Origin of the sequence: Bradyrhizobium retamae (assembly GCF_001440415.1) — a bacterium.
In the GTDB taxonomy this organism is placed as follows: domain Bacteria; phylum Pseudomonadota; class Alphaproteobacteria; order Rhizobiales; family Xanthobacteraceae; genus Bradyrhizobium; species Bradyrhizobium retamae.
Genome location: NZ_LLYA01000057.1, coordinates 21,781 through 35,342, shown reverse-complemented (window position 1 = coordinate 35,342; position 13,562 = coordinate 21,781). Strand labels below are relative to the sequence as shown.

General features: G+C 63.4%; 19 protein-coding genes. 13 read left to right on the top strand and 6 right to left on the bottom strand.

The window, feature by feature from the left end:
* Position 1 precedes the first annotated feature (1 nt).
* Positions 2–697, top strand: a complete 696-nt coding sequence (locus CQ13_RS08640; protein WP_057842565.1) for an SIMPL domain-containing protein — start codon at positions 2–4, stop codon at positions 695–697.
* Between the two features lie 123 nt (positions 698–820).
* Here the strand turns inward: CQ13_RS08640 and CQ13_RS08635 are convergent, their stop codons facing one another.
* Entirely contained in the window at positions 821–1,885 is a 1,065-nt protein-coding gene (locus CQ13_RS08635; RefSeq protein WP_057842564.1) for an MBL fold metallo-hydrolase, read from the bottom strand.
* A 491-nt stretch (positions 1,886–2,376) separates the two neighbouring features.
* On the opposite strand from CQ13_RS08635, the gene ffh reads away from it, so the two are divergent.
* The 3 genes from ffh (at position 2,377) to rimM (ending at position 4,954) form a co-directional block, all read left to right on the top strand.
* Complete coding sequence (ffh, locus tag CQ13_RS08630) at positions 2,377–3,927, top strand: signal recognition particle protein (RefSeq protein WP_057842563.1); 1,551 nt, start codon at positions 2,377–2,379, stop codon at positions 3,925–3,927.
* A gap of 138 nt (positions 3,928–4,065) precedes the next feature.
* The gene (gene rpsP, locus CQ13_RS08625) at positions 4,066–4,398 is read left to right on the top strand and encodes a 30S ribosomal protein S16 (protein ID WP_057842562.1); all 333 of its coding nucleotides are present in this window, start codon (positions 4,066–4,068) and stop codon (positions 4,396–4,398) included.
* Positions 4,399–4,417: 19 nt separating this feature from the next.
* A complete protein-coding gene (gene rimM, locus CQ13_RS08620) occupies positions 4,418–4,954 on the top strand; it encodes a ribosome maturation factor RimM (protein WP_057842561.1) in 537 nt (178 codons plus the stop codon).
* Here the strand turns inward: rimM and CQ13_RS08615 are convergent.
* Both CQ13_RS08615 and CQ13_RS08610 read right to left on the bottom strand, forming a co-directional pair.
* Positions 4,924–5,325 (bottom strand): DUF1398 family protein, encoded by a 402-nt coding sequence (locus tag CQ13_RS08615; RefSeq protein WP_057842560.1) that lies wholly within the window; start codon positions 5,323–5,325, stop codon positions 4,924–4,926. The genes rimM and CQ13_RS08615 overlap by 31 nt on opposite strands.
* A 27-nt stretch (positions 5,326–5,352) precedes the next feature.
* Positions 5,353–5,814: a MarR family winged helix-turn-helix transcriptional regulator gene (locus CQ13_RS08610; protein WP_057842559.1), complete on the bottom strand. Its 462-nt coding sequence runs from the start codon at positions 5,812–5,814 to the stop codon at positions 5,353–5,355.
* Positions 5,815–5,913: 99 nt separating this feature from the next.
* On the opposite strand from CQ13_RS08610, the gene trmD reads away from it, so the two are divergent.
* The 5 genes from trmD (at position 5,914) to CQ13_RS08590 (ending at position 9,192) form a co-directional block, all read left to right on the top strand.
* Positions 5,914–6,639, top strand: a complete 726-nt coding sequence (gene trmD / locus CQ13_RS08605) for a tRNA (guanosine(37)-N1)-methyltransferase TrmD (protein ID WP_057842558.1) — start codon at positions 5,914–5,916, stop codon at positions 6,637–6,639.
* Positions 6,640–6,747: 108 nt separating this feature from the next.
* The gene (gene rplS / locus CQ13_RS08600; protein ID WP_028348467.1) at positions 6,748–7,128 is read left to right on the top strand and encodes a 50S ribosomal protein L19; all 381 of its coding nucleotides are present in this window, start codon (positions 6,748–6,750) and stop codon (positions 7,126–7,128) included.
* A gap of 135 nt (positions 7,129–7,263) precedes the next feature.
* Positions 7,264–7,398, top strand: coding sequence for a hypothetical protein (locus CQ13_RS46400; RefSeq protein ID WP_256441681.1), 135 nt, complete (start codon positions 7,264–7,266; stop codon positions 7,396–7,398).
* Positions 7,399–7,470: 72 nt separating this feature from the next.
* A complete protein-coding gene (gene leuC / locus CQ13_RS08595; RefSeq protein ID WP_057842557.1) occupies positions 7,471–8,877 on the top strand; it encodes a 3-isopropylmalate dehydratase large subunit in 1,407 nt (468 codons plus the stop codon).
* A gap of 102 nt (positions 8,878–8,979) precedes the next feature.
* The gene (locus CQ13_RS08590) at positions 8,980–9,192 is read left to right on the top strand and encodes a hypothetical protein (protein WP_057842556.1); all 213 of its coding nucleotides are present in this window, start codon (positions 8,980–8,982) and stop codon (positions 9,190–9,192) included.
* Positions 9,193–9,251: 59 nt separating this feature from the next.
* On the opposite strand, the gene CQ13_RS44310 is transcribed toward CQ13_RS08590, so the two are convergent.
* Entirely contained in the window at positions 9,252–9,905 is a 654-nt protein-coding gene (locus tag CQ13_RS44310) for a hypothetical protein (RefSeq protein WP_197427286.1), read from the bottom strand.
* 191 nt (positions 9,906–10,096) lie between these two features.
* Entirely contained in the window at positions 10,097–10,402 is a 306-nt protein-coding gene (locus CQ13_RS08580; protein WP_057842554.1) for a hypothetical protein, read from the bottom strand.
* Between the two features lie 147 nt (positions 10,403–10,549).
* On the opposite strand from CQ13_RS08580, the gene CQ13_RS46745 reads away from it, so the two are divergent.
* On the top strand, positions 10,550–10,933 hold the full coding sequence (locus CQ13_RS46745; RefSeq protein ID WP_057842553.1) for a hypothetical protein: 384 nt from the start codon (positions 10,550–10,552) through the stop codon (positions 10,931–10,933).
* A 188-nt stretch (positions 10,934–11,121) separates the two neighbouring features.
* Here the strand turns inward: CQ13_RS46745 and CQ13_RS08570 are convergent, their stop codons facing one another.
* Positions 11,122–11,463 carry a hypothetical protein gene (locus CQ13_RS08570; protein ID WP_057842552.1) on the bottom strand — a complete coding sequence of 114 codons (342 nt, stop codon included), beginning with the start codon at positions 11,461–11,463 and terminating at the stop codon, positions 11,122–11,124.
* 108 nt (positions 11,464–11,571) lie between these two features.
* On the opposite strand from CQ13_RS08570, the gene CQ13_RS08565 reads away from it, so the two are divergent.
* From CQ13_RS08565 to CQ13_RS08555, 3 genes are all read left to right on the top strand, one after another.
* Positions 11,572–11,970, top strand: coding sequence for a metallopeptidase family protein (locus CQ13_RS08565; RefSeq protein WP_057842655.1), 399 nt, complete (start codon positions 11,572–11,574; stop codon positions 11,968–11,970).
* Positions 11,971–12,080: 110 nt separating this feature from the next.
* Positions 12,081–12,686, top strand: coding sequence for a 3-isopropylmalate dehydratase small subunit (gene leuD, locus CQ13_RS08560; protein ID WP_057842551.1), 606 nt, complete (start codon positions 12,081–12,083; stop codon positions 12,684–12,686).
* A gap of 57 nt (positions 12,687–12,743) precedes the next feature.
* Positions 12,744–13,535, top strand: a complete 792-nt coding sequence (locus CQ13_RS08555) for a hypothetical protein (protein WP_057842550.1) — start codon at positions 12,744–12,746, stop codon at positions 13,533–13,535.
* Positions 13,536–13,562 lie beyond the last annotated feature (27 nt).

The window sequence follows — 13,562 nt, the reverse complement described above, 5'->3', positions numbered from 1 at the left end:
GATGAAACACCCGCTTGCCCTTGCCGTCGTTGCAGCGACGTGGCTCGCCACGCCGGCGCTGGCGCAGACAGTGCCGCCGCCCGCGATCTCCGTGACCGGCGAGGCGAACGTATCGGTGGCGCCCGACCAGGCCCAGATCGACGGCGGCGTGACGTCGGACGCCAAGACCGCGCGCGAGGCGTCGGACGCCAACAACGCGGCGATGGGCAAGGTGCTGCTGGCGCTGAAGGGCGCCGGCATCGAAGAGAAGGACTACCAGACTTCGCGGCTGTCGCTGCAGCCGCAATTTGCGCCAAATCGCGCCGGCCCCTCGCCCATCGTCGGCTATCGCGCCAGCAACCGCGTCACGGTCAAGATCCGCGACGTGACCAAAGTTGCGAACGTGATCGACGCGCTGGTCGGCGCCGGCGCCAATGACGTCGGCGGCATCCACTTCAGCGTGACGCAGGCATCCAAATATCTCGACGAGGCCCGCGAGAAAGCGGTCGCGGACGCCCGCCGCAAGGCCGAGATTTACGCCAAGACTGCCGGCGTCACGCTCGGCGAACCCCTCAGCATTACCGAGGAAGGTGCACCCGTGCCGCTACATCGCGGGAAGATGGCAGCCCCCATGGCCGCCGGCGCACCGGTGGCGCAAGGCGAGGAGACGCTCTCGGTGACGGTACTCGTGTCCTGGGCGATCAAGCCGAAGGAGTAGTGCTGCCGTCATTGCGACGAGCGAAGCGACGAAGCAATCCATACTTCCTTGTGGCACCATGGATTGCTTCGCGGAGCTGTCATCGGGCGCGCATTCGCGCGACCCGTTGGCTCGCAATGACGCCTAAATCTCCACCACCTGCCCCGGCTTCAGCGCGCAGAACCGCTCCGGCGGAATCTTCGCCTCCTTCAGCGCGTCGGCCAATGCATTGACCGGCGCGTCGATCGCCTCATCGGTGAGCTGGAACGTGCCGTGATGATGCGCCAGCGCTTCTTGCGCGCCGCAATCGACCAGCGCCTTCACCGCATCAGCCGGATTCATGTGCTGATCCTTCATGAACCAGCGCGGTTCATAGGCGCCGATCGGTAATATCGCCAGCCGCAGCGGGCCATGCTGCTCGGCTACGCGGCGGAAATGCGTCCCTTCGCCGTAACCGGAATCGCAGACGATGTAGAGTTTGCCGGCCGGCGTCTCCAGCACAAAACTCGCCCACAGCGCCTTGTTGCGATCGAACAGGCCGCGCGCCGACCAGTGCCGCGTCGGCACTAGCGTCACCGCTATGCCATTGCCGAGGTCGACCCGATCCTGCCAGTCGAACGCCTCGGCTTTGATCGCCGCATCCGCATCGCGCATGGTGATGTCGTTGCCAAGCGGCGTGATCACGCGCGGCGAAAACTTTCCGGTAAGTTTCGACAGCGTCGCAACATCGAGATGGTCGTAGTGGCCATGCGACACCAGCGCGACGTCGATCTTGGGCAGCGCGTCGAATGCAATGCCGGGATCATTGTGCCGGTGCGGCCCGGCCCATGAAACCGGCGAGGCCCGCGGCGACCACACGGGATCGACGAGAATATTGAGATCCCGCGTCTGGATCAGCCAGGAGACATGGCCGACAAAGGACAGCCGCACCTTGTCGCCGGACACCCGCGCCGGCGGCGTATCGCTCTGCGCATTCGGCACCCAATCCGGCCAGCTCGCGCGCTTGCGGTCGGTGCCGAACTGCCAGCGTAGCACCTCCGCCAATGATCTTGGGGGTACGCCGTCGGGATCAAAGAAGCGCGTACCGTCGAAGTGGTCGGAGACGGGGCCTTCATAGGTCTTCATGTTGCTGATCCAGACAGACGGCACACCGATGGCCGTGGTGGCCCCGGCGAGCACTGCAAAGACGCGGCGGCGGGTAATGGACATCACGACAGGCAGGAGAGCGCAAGAGACATGGGGCGTTATATGGCGTGTGCGGGTTCAACTTGGAACATGCGACGAAAGGAAGCCTGATCGCCGCCCCTTCATCTTAGAAAATACAACCATGTCAAAGCCTTACGCCTCAATCGCAGGGCAGTATGCCCTAGTTTCTCCTTGACTTTCACCCCATCCAAGGGTTTAACCCGCCCACTTTCTCGGAAAGACGTTCTTTTCGACCCGCCGCCCGGTCCATGAGACCGGAGGCCAACGCCCGACAGCGCGATGCGCCCTCGGGCGCGAAAGTGTTTGGAATATCGTTTTGGCGTTTTGCGCCAGAGCGCATACGTCGTCATCACCCGCGCAGGCGGCTGATCCAGTATCCCAGAGCAGCTCGTTTAAACCGAGAGGCTGCGGCGTGCTGGATACCCCGCTTTCGCGGAGTATGACGGCGGTGGGTTAGACAGCGCCTGCCGCGTGCAGGACAAAGGACAACGGCATTGTTCGACAATCTGTCGGAAAAGCTCGGTGGGATACTCGATCGGCTGACGGGCCGCGGTTCGCTGTCGGAGGCCGACGTCGACGCCGCGATGCGCGAGGTGCGTCGCGCGCTGCTGGAAGCCGACGTCGCGCTTGAGGTGGTCCGAAGCTTCATCGAGCGCGTCCGCGAGCAGGCGGTCGGCGCCACCGTCGTCAAATCGGTCACGCCCGGCCAGATGGTGGTCAAGATCGTCCATGACGAACTGGTCGCCACCCTTGGCGCTGATGGCCAGACCATCGATCTCAACGCGGTGCCGCCGGTCGCGATCATGATGGTCGGCCTGCAGGGCTCCGGCAAGACCACCACCACCGCAAAACTCGCCCGCCGCATGACCCAGCGCGACAAGCGCAAGGTGCTGATGGCCTCGCTCGACATCTACCGCCCGGCGGCGATGGAGCAACTGGCCGTGCTGGGGCGCGACCTCGACATTCCGACGCTGCCGATCGTGACGGGGCAGAAGCCGGCGCAAATTGCAAAACGCGCACTCGAAGCCGGCAAGCTCGGCGGCTACGACGTGGTGCTGCTCGACACCGCCGGCCGCACCACGCTCGACGAAGAGATGATGAGCGAGGCGGCCGAGATCAAAGCCACGGCCAATCCGCATGAAGTGCTGCTGGTCGCGGACTCCCTGACCGGCCAGGACGCGGTCAACCTTGCGCGCGCCTTCGATCAGCGCGTCGGCCTCACCGGCATCGTGCTGACGCGCGTTGACGGCGACGGCCGCGGCGGCGCCGCGCTGTCGATGCGCGCGGTCACGGGAAAGCCGATCAAGCTGATCGGCACCGGCGAAAAGACCGATGCGCTGGAAGATTTTCACCCCAGCCGCATCGCCGGCCGCATCCTCGGCATGGGCGACGTGGTGTCGCTGGTCGAACGCGCGGCGGCGAATATCGACGCCGAAAAGGCCGCGCGCACCGCCGAGCGGATGCGCAAGGGTCAGTTCGACCTCAACGACATGCGCGAGCAGTTGCTGCAGATGGCGAATATGGGCGGCATCAGCGGCTTGATGGGCATGATGCCGGGCATTGCCAAGATGAAGAACCAGATTGCGGCAGCCGGCATCGACGAGAAGATTTTGAAGCGCCAGGTCGCGATCATCGATTCGATGACGCGGGCTGAGCGCAAGAACCCGGACATTTTGAAAGCCAGCCGCAAGAAGCGCATCGCCGCCGGCGCCGGCCAGAATGTCGAGCAGGTCAACAAGCTCCTGAAGATGCACCGGAACATGGCCGACATGATGAAGGCGATGGGTTCGGGCAAGCGCGGCCCGCTCGCCGGCATCGCGCAGGCGATGGGTTTTGGCGGCGGCATGAAGCCGCCCTCGCCGGAAGAGATGAAGGCGCTGGCGGACAAGATGCAGGGCGGCACTGGCCCGGGCGGCCTGCCAAATTTACCGAAGGACCTTCCCACCGGCCTGCGCCAGGGATTGCCGAATCTGCCGGGACTTACCGGGCTGAGCGGCAAGCCGACTTTGCCGGGCCTCGGCGGCTTTCCGGGGAAGAAGAAATGAGGACGCCGTCATTGCGAGCCAACGGGTCCGGCCTCTGGCCGGCCCGATGACAGGCTCCGCGAAGCAATCCATCGCTCCTCGCAATGACGAATCGAACAACCAACAGACTTTCAATTAACCCACACTCAGGAGAACTAAATGTCAGTCGTTATCCGCCTCGCTCGCGCAGGCACCAAGAAGCGTCCGGTTTATCACGTCGTCGTCGCCGACTCGCGCTTTCCCCGCGACGGCCGCTTCATCGAGCGTCTCGGCCATTTCAATCCGCTGCTGCCGAAGGACAATGAATCGCGGCTGAAGCTCGACATGGACAAGGTGAAGTCCTGGCTCGCCAAGGGCGCGCAGCCGTCGGATCGCGTGACGCGCTTCCTGGATGCGGCCGGTGTCGTCAAGCGCCCCGCCCGCAACAACCCGGAAAAGGCCGTGCCGCGCAAGGAGCGCAAGGCTCGCGCCGAAGCCGCCGCGAAGGCGTAAGGCTTAGCGGCGCGCGACGGTGAAAACACCGATTTGCGTCGCCCGTATCGGCGCCGCGCATGGCGTGCGCGGCGCGGTGAAACTGTGGACGTTCACCGAGGATCCGCTGGCCGTAAAACACTACGGCCCGCTGATGACAAAAGACGGCGCGCGCCAATTCGAGGTGACGCATGTCCGCGAGGCCAAAGACCATCTGGTGGCGACGCTGAAGGGCATCGCCACCCGCGAGGACGCCGAGCGCCTCAATGGCCTCGAGCTCTATGTCACCCGCGACAAATTGCCTGAGACTGACGAGGGCGAGTATTACCACGCCGACCTGATCGGACTTGCCGCCGTCAACGCTGCGGGCGAGCCGCTCGGCCGTGTGATTGCGATTCACAATTTCGGGGCCGGCGACATTATCGAGATCGCGCCTCCGCAAGGCGCCACTATGCTGCTGCCGTTCACCAATGCAGTCGTGCCGACGGTCGATCTGACCAGTGGCCGCGTGGTGATCGACCTGCCGCAGGAAATCGAGGGCGACGATCAGGCCGCCGCAGGAAACGGCTCGACGTAACTGTCGCCGCTTCGGCCGTAATACACTGCGCGCCGGCCCGTGAGCGACACCATATAGCCGACGCACCCAGCCTGCGCGATGCGCTCGCAGAATTCACGGTACCTGATTTGCTGCGTCTGAATCGCCCGCACCGCGGCGGCGACGCCATCTGCCGTGAACACCATCGCCGGTACTGCTTCTATTTGTGCGGCCTGAACACGATGCGATTCACCCGACGGCAGATAGTAGATCTTCTCGGCGCGGAGCAGGTCGGCATGATAGCGCTCGACGCCTGCCTGCGTCAGTTTCATCACCACTTCGGGGAAACTGATGCGTTCATGATCCGACCCGTCGGTGCATTCCTGCATAGTTCGGATGACCTTCTCTTGCATGGCTTCTCCTGTTGGATTGCGGATGAACTAATCGATCGGCACCGTGCGCAGGCCGCGCCGGCGCACGATTTCCTGCATGATGCGTTCAAGGGTCGCGCGATCTGCTGATTTCAGGTTTCCGAAAAATTCGGCATCGTTCTGGTCGGCAAGGTCAGACAACTCCGGAACCAGCGCACGGCCGGCCGCCGTGAGCACGAGTTCTTGATAGCGGCGATCGGCCTTGCCGGCCGTGCGCGTTACCAACGTCTTGGCTTGCAGCCGGTCGGCAAGCTTTGAGATCGCGCCCCGCGTCATGCCGAGCCGGTCTGCAAGTGCGCTTGGCGCGACGGAATCCCGCCCGTAAAGTTCGCGCAATATCACCCATTCGGCGACCGTCACGCCACGCGCCTCGACCTTGAGGCTGAAGGCGTGGGAGACCTGGTTGGAGACGTAGCGGATCCAGTAGCCGAGATGGTCTTCGAGGTTGCTGACGTGACGTGCTTTTCTCATACCAGCCCCATTGGTTGACTAGAAAACTATCAGAATTAGTTTCCTAGTCAACTATATTGCCGATTTGATTTCTGATGCCTGACGCGCGATGCAGGATGCATGACCACCGCCTGGCGCGCCACCGTCCTCACCCTCTTCCCCGAGATGTTTCCCGGGCCGCTTGGCGTCAGCCTGGCGGGCAAGGCGCTGGCGTCCGGGCTGTGGGCGCTAGAGGCGCGCGACATCAGGGATTCTGCGACCGACAAGCATCGCAGCGTCGACGATACCCCGGCCGGCGGCGGCCCCGGCATGGTGCTGCGGGCCGACGTGCTGGCGGCGGCGATCGATGCTGCGGAGATCTCTCCCGATCGGCCGCGCCTTCTGATGAGCCCGCGGGGTCGGCCATTGACCCAGTCCATGGTTGTCGAATTTGCCGCAGGACCCGGGCCCCTGATCGTCTGCGGCCGGTTCGAGGGGATCGATCAGCGGGTCATCGAGGCACGGAACCTCGAAGAGGTCTCGGTCGGCGACTACGTGCTGTCAGGCGGCGAAATCGCCGCGATGGCCCTGATCGACGCTTGCGTACGGCTGTTGCCGGGGGTGATGGGCAAGCAGACCTCGGGGGTAGACGAAAGCTTCTCCGAAGGATTACTGGAATACCCCCAATTTACTCGGCCGCAGGAGTTCGAGGGCCGCGGCATCCCCGAAATCCTCATCTCCGGCGATCATGCCAAGGTGGCGGCCTGGCGTAGGGCCGAAGCCGAGGCCCTGACCCGGACGCGGCGGCCGGATCTATGGGCGGCGAGGGGTGGCCAAAAAGGCACAAAAAGCACGACAGACGGGTGACAAGCGCGGCCCGATGCCTTATACGAGCGCCAAATCCGCACACGCGCAGGATAGATGGACGTTTGCGCAGCCCCCGGAAGGCTGGGCGCGCCGCCGATGGAGATTTCAATGAACCTCATTCAACAGCTCGAAAAAGAGCAATTCGAAAAACTGTCGGCGACCAAGTCGATCCCCGAATTCGGCCCCGGCGATACCGTGATCGTCAACGTCAAGGTGGTCGAAGGCGAGCGCACCCGCGTGCAGGCCTATGAAGGCGTTTGCATCGGCCGTTCCGGCGGCGGGCTCAACGAGAGCTTCACCGTCCGCAAGATTTCCTACGGCGAAGGCGTGGAGCGCGTGTTCCCGGTGATGTCGCCGATGATCGACTCGATCAAGGTGGTGCGCCGCGGCAAGGTGCGCCGCGCCAAGCTGTATTACCTGCGCAGCCTGCGCGGCAAGTCGGCCCGCATCGTCGAGAAGCAGGACCGCGCCGCCGCCGTCGGCGAGTAACTTTTCCCGCAAGGGATGCGACAAAAGCGCGGGGTCTTGCTCCGCGCTTTTTTGTTGCGCCATGCCTATCTAGATCATGCCCCCTGCCCAATCGATTGATTGTGGCAGCCGCGGCCCCTGTGTTAGAAAATCAGAATGGTTCTAGATCGCACCAGCGCCGCCTTCGGCACCGCTCAGCTCGTCGTCATCGACGACCGCTCGCGGCTGCCTGGCCGCTTCTTCGGGCGGTTCACGACGTCGGCCACGTCCGAGCTTACGCGCGCAGCTTGACGCTGCGACGTCTGTTGCTTGCGCCTTTCGCGCTTAACCGCTCACACAGAATTTCCTTTGGAGCTTACGCTCATGTCCAAACCGACCACGCTGTACGACAAGATCTGGAATGACCATCTGGTGCACGAAGCCGAAGACGGCACTTGTCTGCTCTATATCGACCGCCATCTCGTTCATGAAGTGACTTCGCCGCAGGCGTTCGAAGGCCTGCGCGCGACGGGGCGCAAGGTTCGCGCGCCGGAGAAGACGCTCGCCGTCGTCGACCACAACGTGCCGACGACCGATCGCACCAAGCCCAATCCCGATCCTGAGAGCGCCGAGCAGATCAAGGCGCTGGCGGAGAACGCGAAGGAATTCGGCATCGAATATTACAACGAGTTCGACAAGCGCCAGGGCATCGTGCACGTGATCGGCCCCGAGCAGGGCTTTACCCTGCCCGGCACCACCATCGTCTGCGGTGACAGCCACACCTCCACCCATGGCGCGTTCGGCGCGCTAGCGCACGGCATCGGCACCTCGGAGGTCGAACACGTGCTGGCGACGCAAACGCTGATCCAGAAGAAGGCGAAGAACATGCGCGCGGTGGTCGACGGCAAGTTGCCCGACGGCGTCACCGGCAAGGACGTCATCCTCGCCATCATCGGCGAGATCGGCACCGCGGGCGGCACCGGCTACGTGCTGGAATATGCCGGCGATGCGATCCGCGCGCTGACGATGGAAGGCCGCATGACGGTCTGCAACATGTCGATCGAAGGCGGCGCCCGCGCCGGCCTGGTCGCGCCAGATGAAAAGGCGTTCGAGTTCCTCAAGGGCCGTCCGAAATCGCCGAAGGGCGCCGATTGGGACGCCGCGATGCGCTATTGGGACAAGCTGCGTTCCGACGAGGGCGCGCATTTCGATCACGAGATCCGGCTGGACGCGGCAAAACTGCCGCCGATCGTGACTTGGGGTACCTCGCCCGAGGACGTGGTTTCGATCTCGGGCTTCGTTCCTGACCCCGACAAGATCGAGGACGAGGCCAAGCGGCTCTCGAAACACCGTGCGCTGAAATATATGGGCCTGACGGCGGGAACGAAGATCACCGACATCAAGCTCGATCGCGTCTTCATTGGCTCCTGCACCAACGGCCGCATCGAGGATCTGCGCGCAGCCGCAAAGATCGCCGAGGGCAAGACCGTCAGCGCCAGCGTCAATGCGATGATCGTGCCCGGCTCCGGCATCGTGAAGGAGCAGGCGGAAGCCGAAGGCCTCGACAAGATCTTCATCAAGGCCGGTTTCGAGTGGCGCGAGCCGGGCTGCTCGATGTGCCTTGCGATGAACCCAGACAAGCTGAGGCCGGAAGAGCGCTGCGCCTCGACCTCGAACCGCAATTTCGAGGGCCGCCAGGGCTTCAAGGGCCGCACCCACCTGGTATCGCCGGCGATGGCTGCGGCTGCGGCGATCGCGGGGCATTTCGTTGACGTCAGAGAATGGCGTTAACGCTTCCTTTGTCTAGATAGCGAGACGTTCCGGAAACGGCCCGTTAACAGGCAAGAGCGCACACTGGCCCCTTGCGAAGCGCTTTCGCGAGGGACTTTTGCCGTGACCGACAAGCCTGAATTTGTCGATATGATCAGCGAAGCGACGCGGCAGGTGCGGCGGCGCACGACGCCGCGCATCGTCGACCTCCAGCCTATCGCCACTAAGGAAGCCTCGCGCCTCAGTCACTGGCCGCCGGAGCACTGGCAGCAATGGCGGATGGAGACGCTGACACCGTGGAAGCTAAAGCCGTGGCGCGGCAAGGATTGGGACTAGCCAAGTAGCATTGTCTCAAACAGGCGCCCTTTCGGGCGCCTGTTTCATTTCAACCTGTCTCACCAATAGGCGTAGTAGCGGTGGCGCCACCACCACGGCGGCCTGCAGACCCTGCGCGGCCCATAATAGGTCCAGATCACGCGGCAGCGGCGCGGATAATAGTAGGCCGGGTAGTAGGCCGGGTAGTAGGCCGGCGCGATGTAGAAGCGGCTGTGGAAGTGGCGCCGGTGGTGGAAGTGCGGCCGATGGCGGAAGTGTGGGCGATGAAAGGCGTGACGATGTACGAAGCGGGGTCCGCCGCCGTGGAAGCCGGGTGCCGGACGAAAGCCGCCACGGTGGATCGCCAACCCACCGCCTCTGAACCCACCGCCGTGAAAGGCCGCGCCGCCACCGCGGAAGCCGCCGCCATGAAAGGCCGGTCCGCCGCCGCGGAAGCCGCCGCCGGCGAAACCGCCGCCACCACCGCCGCGAAAGCCGCCGCCGGCGAAACCGCCACCACCACCGCCGCCGCGGAAGCCACCACCGATCGTCGGGCGGTGTTGAACCTCGGTCGTCAGTCCGTCCGTTGCATATTTCGCTGACGGCGCCGTGCCGGGGGTCGCTAGCGAAAGCGCCTCGGCGCGCTGTTGTGATGCCGCTGCGAGCGCGAATACTGCCGCAGCCGTAACGCCCAGACGGCGGACCAGGCCGCGTCCAGGATCGTATGTTGTCATGGATTTATCCTCCCTAACCGGCGACGCGCGCCGCTCTGCGGCTGGCTCGCGTCGCGTCCTCTGCGATCGCTCCCAACATGAAGTTAGAGACAGACACGTGAACGCGCCATGAATGCGCCGACCTCAGCGATGAATGCGCAGGAAAGCGCGTTAAAGAGATTTCTGCGGCTGACAGAGGTTGTGCACGCTTACTACCAGAACGGCCCAAACCCGATGCCGAATGTGAACGGCGCGGGGGCGTAGTAAGGATACGGCCGATAGTAGACGGGCCGCGCGTAATAGGGCCGGTAGTAATAAGGGCGATAATACGGACGGTAGTACGGACGATAATAGCTATAGTGACGATAGTAGCGCCGTTGCGCGCTTAGATCTGTGGCGCCGGATGTGCCGGCGCTTTTCGCCTTCGCCTGCGGCGCCGCGGCGGCCCTATCAATCGCCGCCGGCCCGACGACCGCAAGCGCGCCGACGACAAGGGCTGCAGAGATCAAGCTCCTCATGATGGACTCCTCTTGCTGAAGCTGATGTCAGAGATAACAGACGGTAATCTCGCCAGTTTCAAGGCGACTGCTGAAATCGAAACAGGCCCGCGATGAAGCGGGCCTGTTGGCATCTGCACCAAGCTGCCGCAATCACCAGCGGTGCCAGTGACGATGATGATGGTGGTGATGGCGATGATGGTGGTGGCGATGATGGTGGTGGCGCCAGCGATGCCACCGGTGATGATGGTGATGGTAGCCGTGATGGTAGCGGTGATGGTAGCGGTGATGTCGCCAATGCACTTCCGTCGTCGCCAACCTGGCATCCTCCTGAACCGCCGCGGCGGCGCCGGGATTGCTGAGCGACAGCGCATTGGCACGCTCGGCCGGAGCGGCAAACGCCAGCAAGGCGCCAACGGCCGCAAGCCCAAAAACCTTCACTACCTGCATATCCAGTCTCCTCGGGTCGTCGGATGCACGTCTGCGCCGAATGGCTTGCATCAACTAACGGCATCGCCGCGACACGTGCACAGACTGAAGCAAGCGACTTGAATGAGGTGTGAATGAGTGCGCCGTGAACATGAAGAATGCGACACGAACATGAACGGATGCTGCTTGCCGCGATCTCGCGCGCACAGTTTGCGCAGATCGCCGTCAGCAACATCAACAGCGTTTGTCCACAGAGCCCTACTCGGTGCCCGTCGGAAAATGCTCGACAGAAAAATAGAGAGGGGACGAATCTAGCCCGGCTGCCACCAGCAGTTCATGCGCGGGGTGATCACCGTGCCGCTCGGCCGGGACTCCTGCACGTAATGTGCGGTGCAATCGCGCACGGCGTTCGGCCCTGGGTTGTAGCGCGGATAGACACTGGGAGCCCACGGCTCGCTGCGATAAATCGGCACGCGCCGCAGCGGGCGCCGGCGCTGGGCGGAAACATCCGTGACGATCGGCTGCGGCGCCTGCGCGGTCCGCAGCGCTGATGACGCCGTCTGCGCCTGCGCAGCCGCCACGTCAGGGAGCAAAAGCCCGGCCAAGACAGCCGACAAGGCAGCCGATATGGCGGCCGTCACAATCCGCTTCATTGAAGTCCACCCAAAACTGATCCCCCGGTACGGTCACCGATTGGCGCGTCAAAATCAACTCGCAAAACTAGTATGCGCCTGGGCATAACACACGCTAAATACGACGTGATGTGGACCGAAGCAAAAGCCCCCTCGCTCGCCGAAATGGAAGCCATGGCGCATGAGGTGTTCGAGCGCCTGCCCAAGGGATTTCGTACCCTGTGCGAAGGCGTGATCATCCGCGTCGACGATTTTCCGACCGACGAGGTCCTGGACGAGATGCAGGCGCAGAGCGAGTTCGACCTGCTCGGCCTGTTCCAGGGCGTCGGCCTGCCGCACCAGAGCAACCAGGACATAGCCCGCCTTCCCAACATGATTTGGCTCTACCGCCGTCCGATCCTCGACTACTGGGCCGAGCATGAGGAAACGCTGGGCCATATCGTCCGCCACGTCCTGATCCACGAAATCGGGCACCATTTCGGGCTGTCGGACGCCGATATGGAGGGGATCGAGGCCGCCGCAGACTAGGCCGGTTCGCGCCAAAACAGGCGGCCCATGCGCAAATTGGCCTTTTGCCGTGGCCATATTCGCGATAAATCACCGACCCGTCCCACCTTTTCAACCGGGAAGTGCGATCGATGGAAAAGTTCACCACACTGGAAGGCGTCGCGGCGCCCTTGAAGATCATCAATGTCGACACCGACATGATCATTCCGAAGCAGTACCTGAAGACCATCAAGCGCACCGGCCTCGGCAAGGGCCTTTTCTCGGAACAGCGCTACAGGGACGACGGCAGCGAGAACCCGGATTTCGTCCTAAACCAGCCGGCCTATCGCAACGCCAAGGTGCTGGTCGCCGGCGACAATTTCGGCTGCGGCTCCAGCCGCGAGCACGCGCCGTGGGCGCTGCTCGATTTCGGCATCCGCTGCGTGATCTCGACCTCATTCGGCGACATCTTTTACAACAACTGCTTCAAGAATGGCATTCTGCCGATCCGCGTCTCGCAGGAAGACCTCGACAAACTGTTCGACGACGCCGAGCGCGGGGCGAATGCAACGCTGACCATCGATCTCGCCAACCAGGAGATCCGCGGCCCCGACGGTGGCAAGGTGAAGTTCGAGATCGATCCGTTCCGCAAGCACTGCCTGATGAACGGCCTCGACGACATCGGCCTCACCATGGAAAAGAAATCGTCGATCGACGATTACGAGGCCAAGCTCAAGAAAGAGCGCGCCTGGGCCTGATTGTGCCACGAGAGCCCCGGCGAAAATCGGGGCTCTTTTGTTGAGGAGGCGGCGCAGATGCGGCCTGACGTCGTCACCTTCTGGCACGGCCGGCTCGACGGGCTGCGACTGACCTGCCTCAGATCGCAGGTTGCCGCAGGCCACAAGGTCACCGTCTACAGTTTCGATCCACTGCCCGGCCTGCCCGACGGCGTCGGCAACGCCGAAGCGCAAGCGATCTTGCCGCATTCCTTTTCCGAGCGGCTGCGTCCACCCGAGGCTGATGGGAGCTGGCGCGACTGGACGATCCTGCAGTTCAGCGATTTCTTCCGCATGCGGCTGATGGCAGAAAACGCCGGATTGTGGCTTGACGCCGACGTGCTGCTGCTCAAACCGATCGAGATCGATCCCGCAAAGCCTTACTTCGCGTGGGAGCGCCGGCGCCAACTCGGCAATTCAGTGTTGTACCTGCCGACAAACGATCCGATCGTGCGGGCGTTCGAGGAACTGATGGAGCAGGAGGAGCTGACGCCGGACTGGCTGGCGCTGCGTCATCGCCTCACCTTCATGCTGCGCCAGTTGCGTCGCCGATCGAGCCGTCTCTCCGACATCCGCGTCGCGATCTACGGCCCCGCCGCCCTCACCGCGCTGGCGCGCCGCGCGGACGAGTTGCAGCACGCGCTGCCGAAGCAGTCGTTCTACGCGGTGCACGCCGAGCCAAGGCTGTTCTTCGAGCCTTCGGATTTTTCAGGCTTGCTTGCCGATCCGCAAATCATCGGCCTGCACATCTCGCCCAAAGGCCGCGGCGGTGAAAAGCCGATCCCCGGCAGCCTCTATGCCTGGGCGGCGGAGAGGTTCGGCTCGCGATAGCTTACCCTCCCCTGTAGGATGAGATCG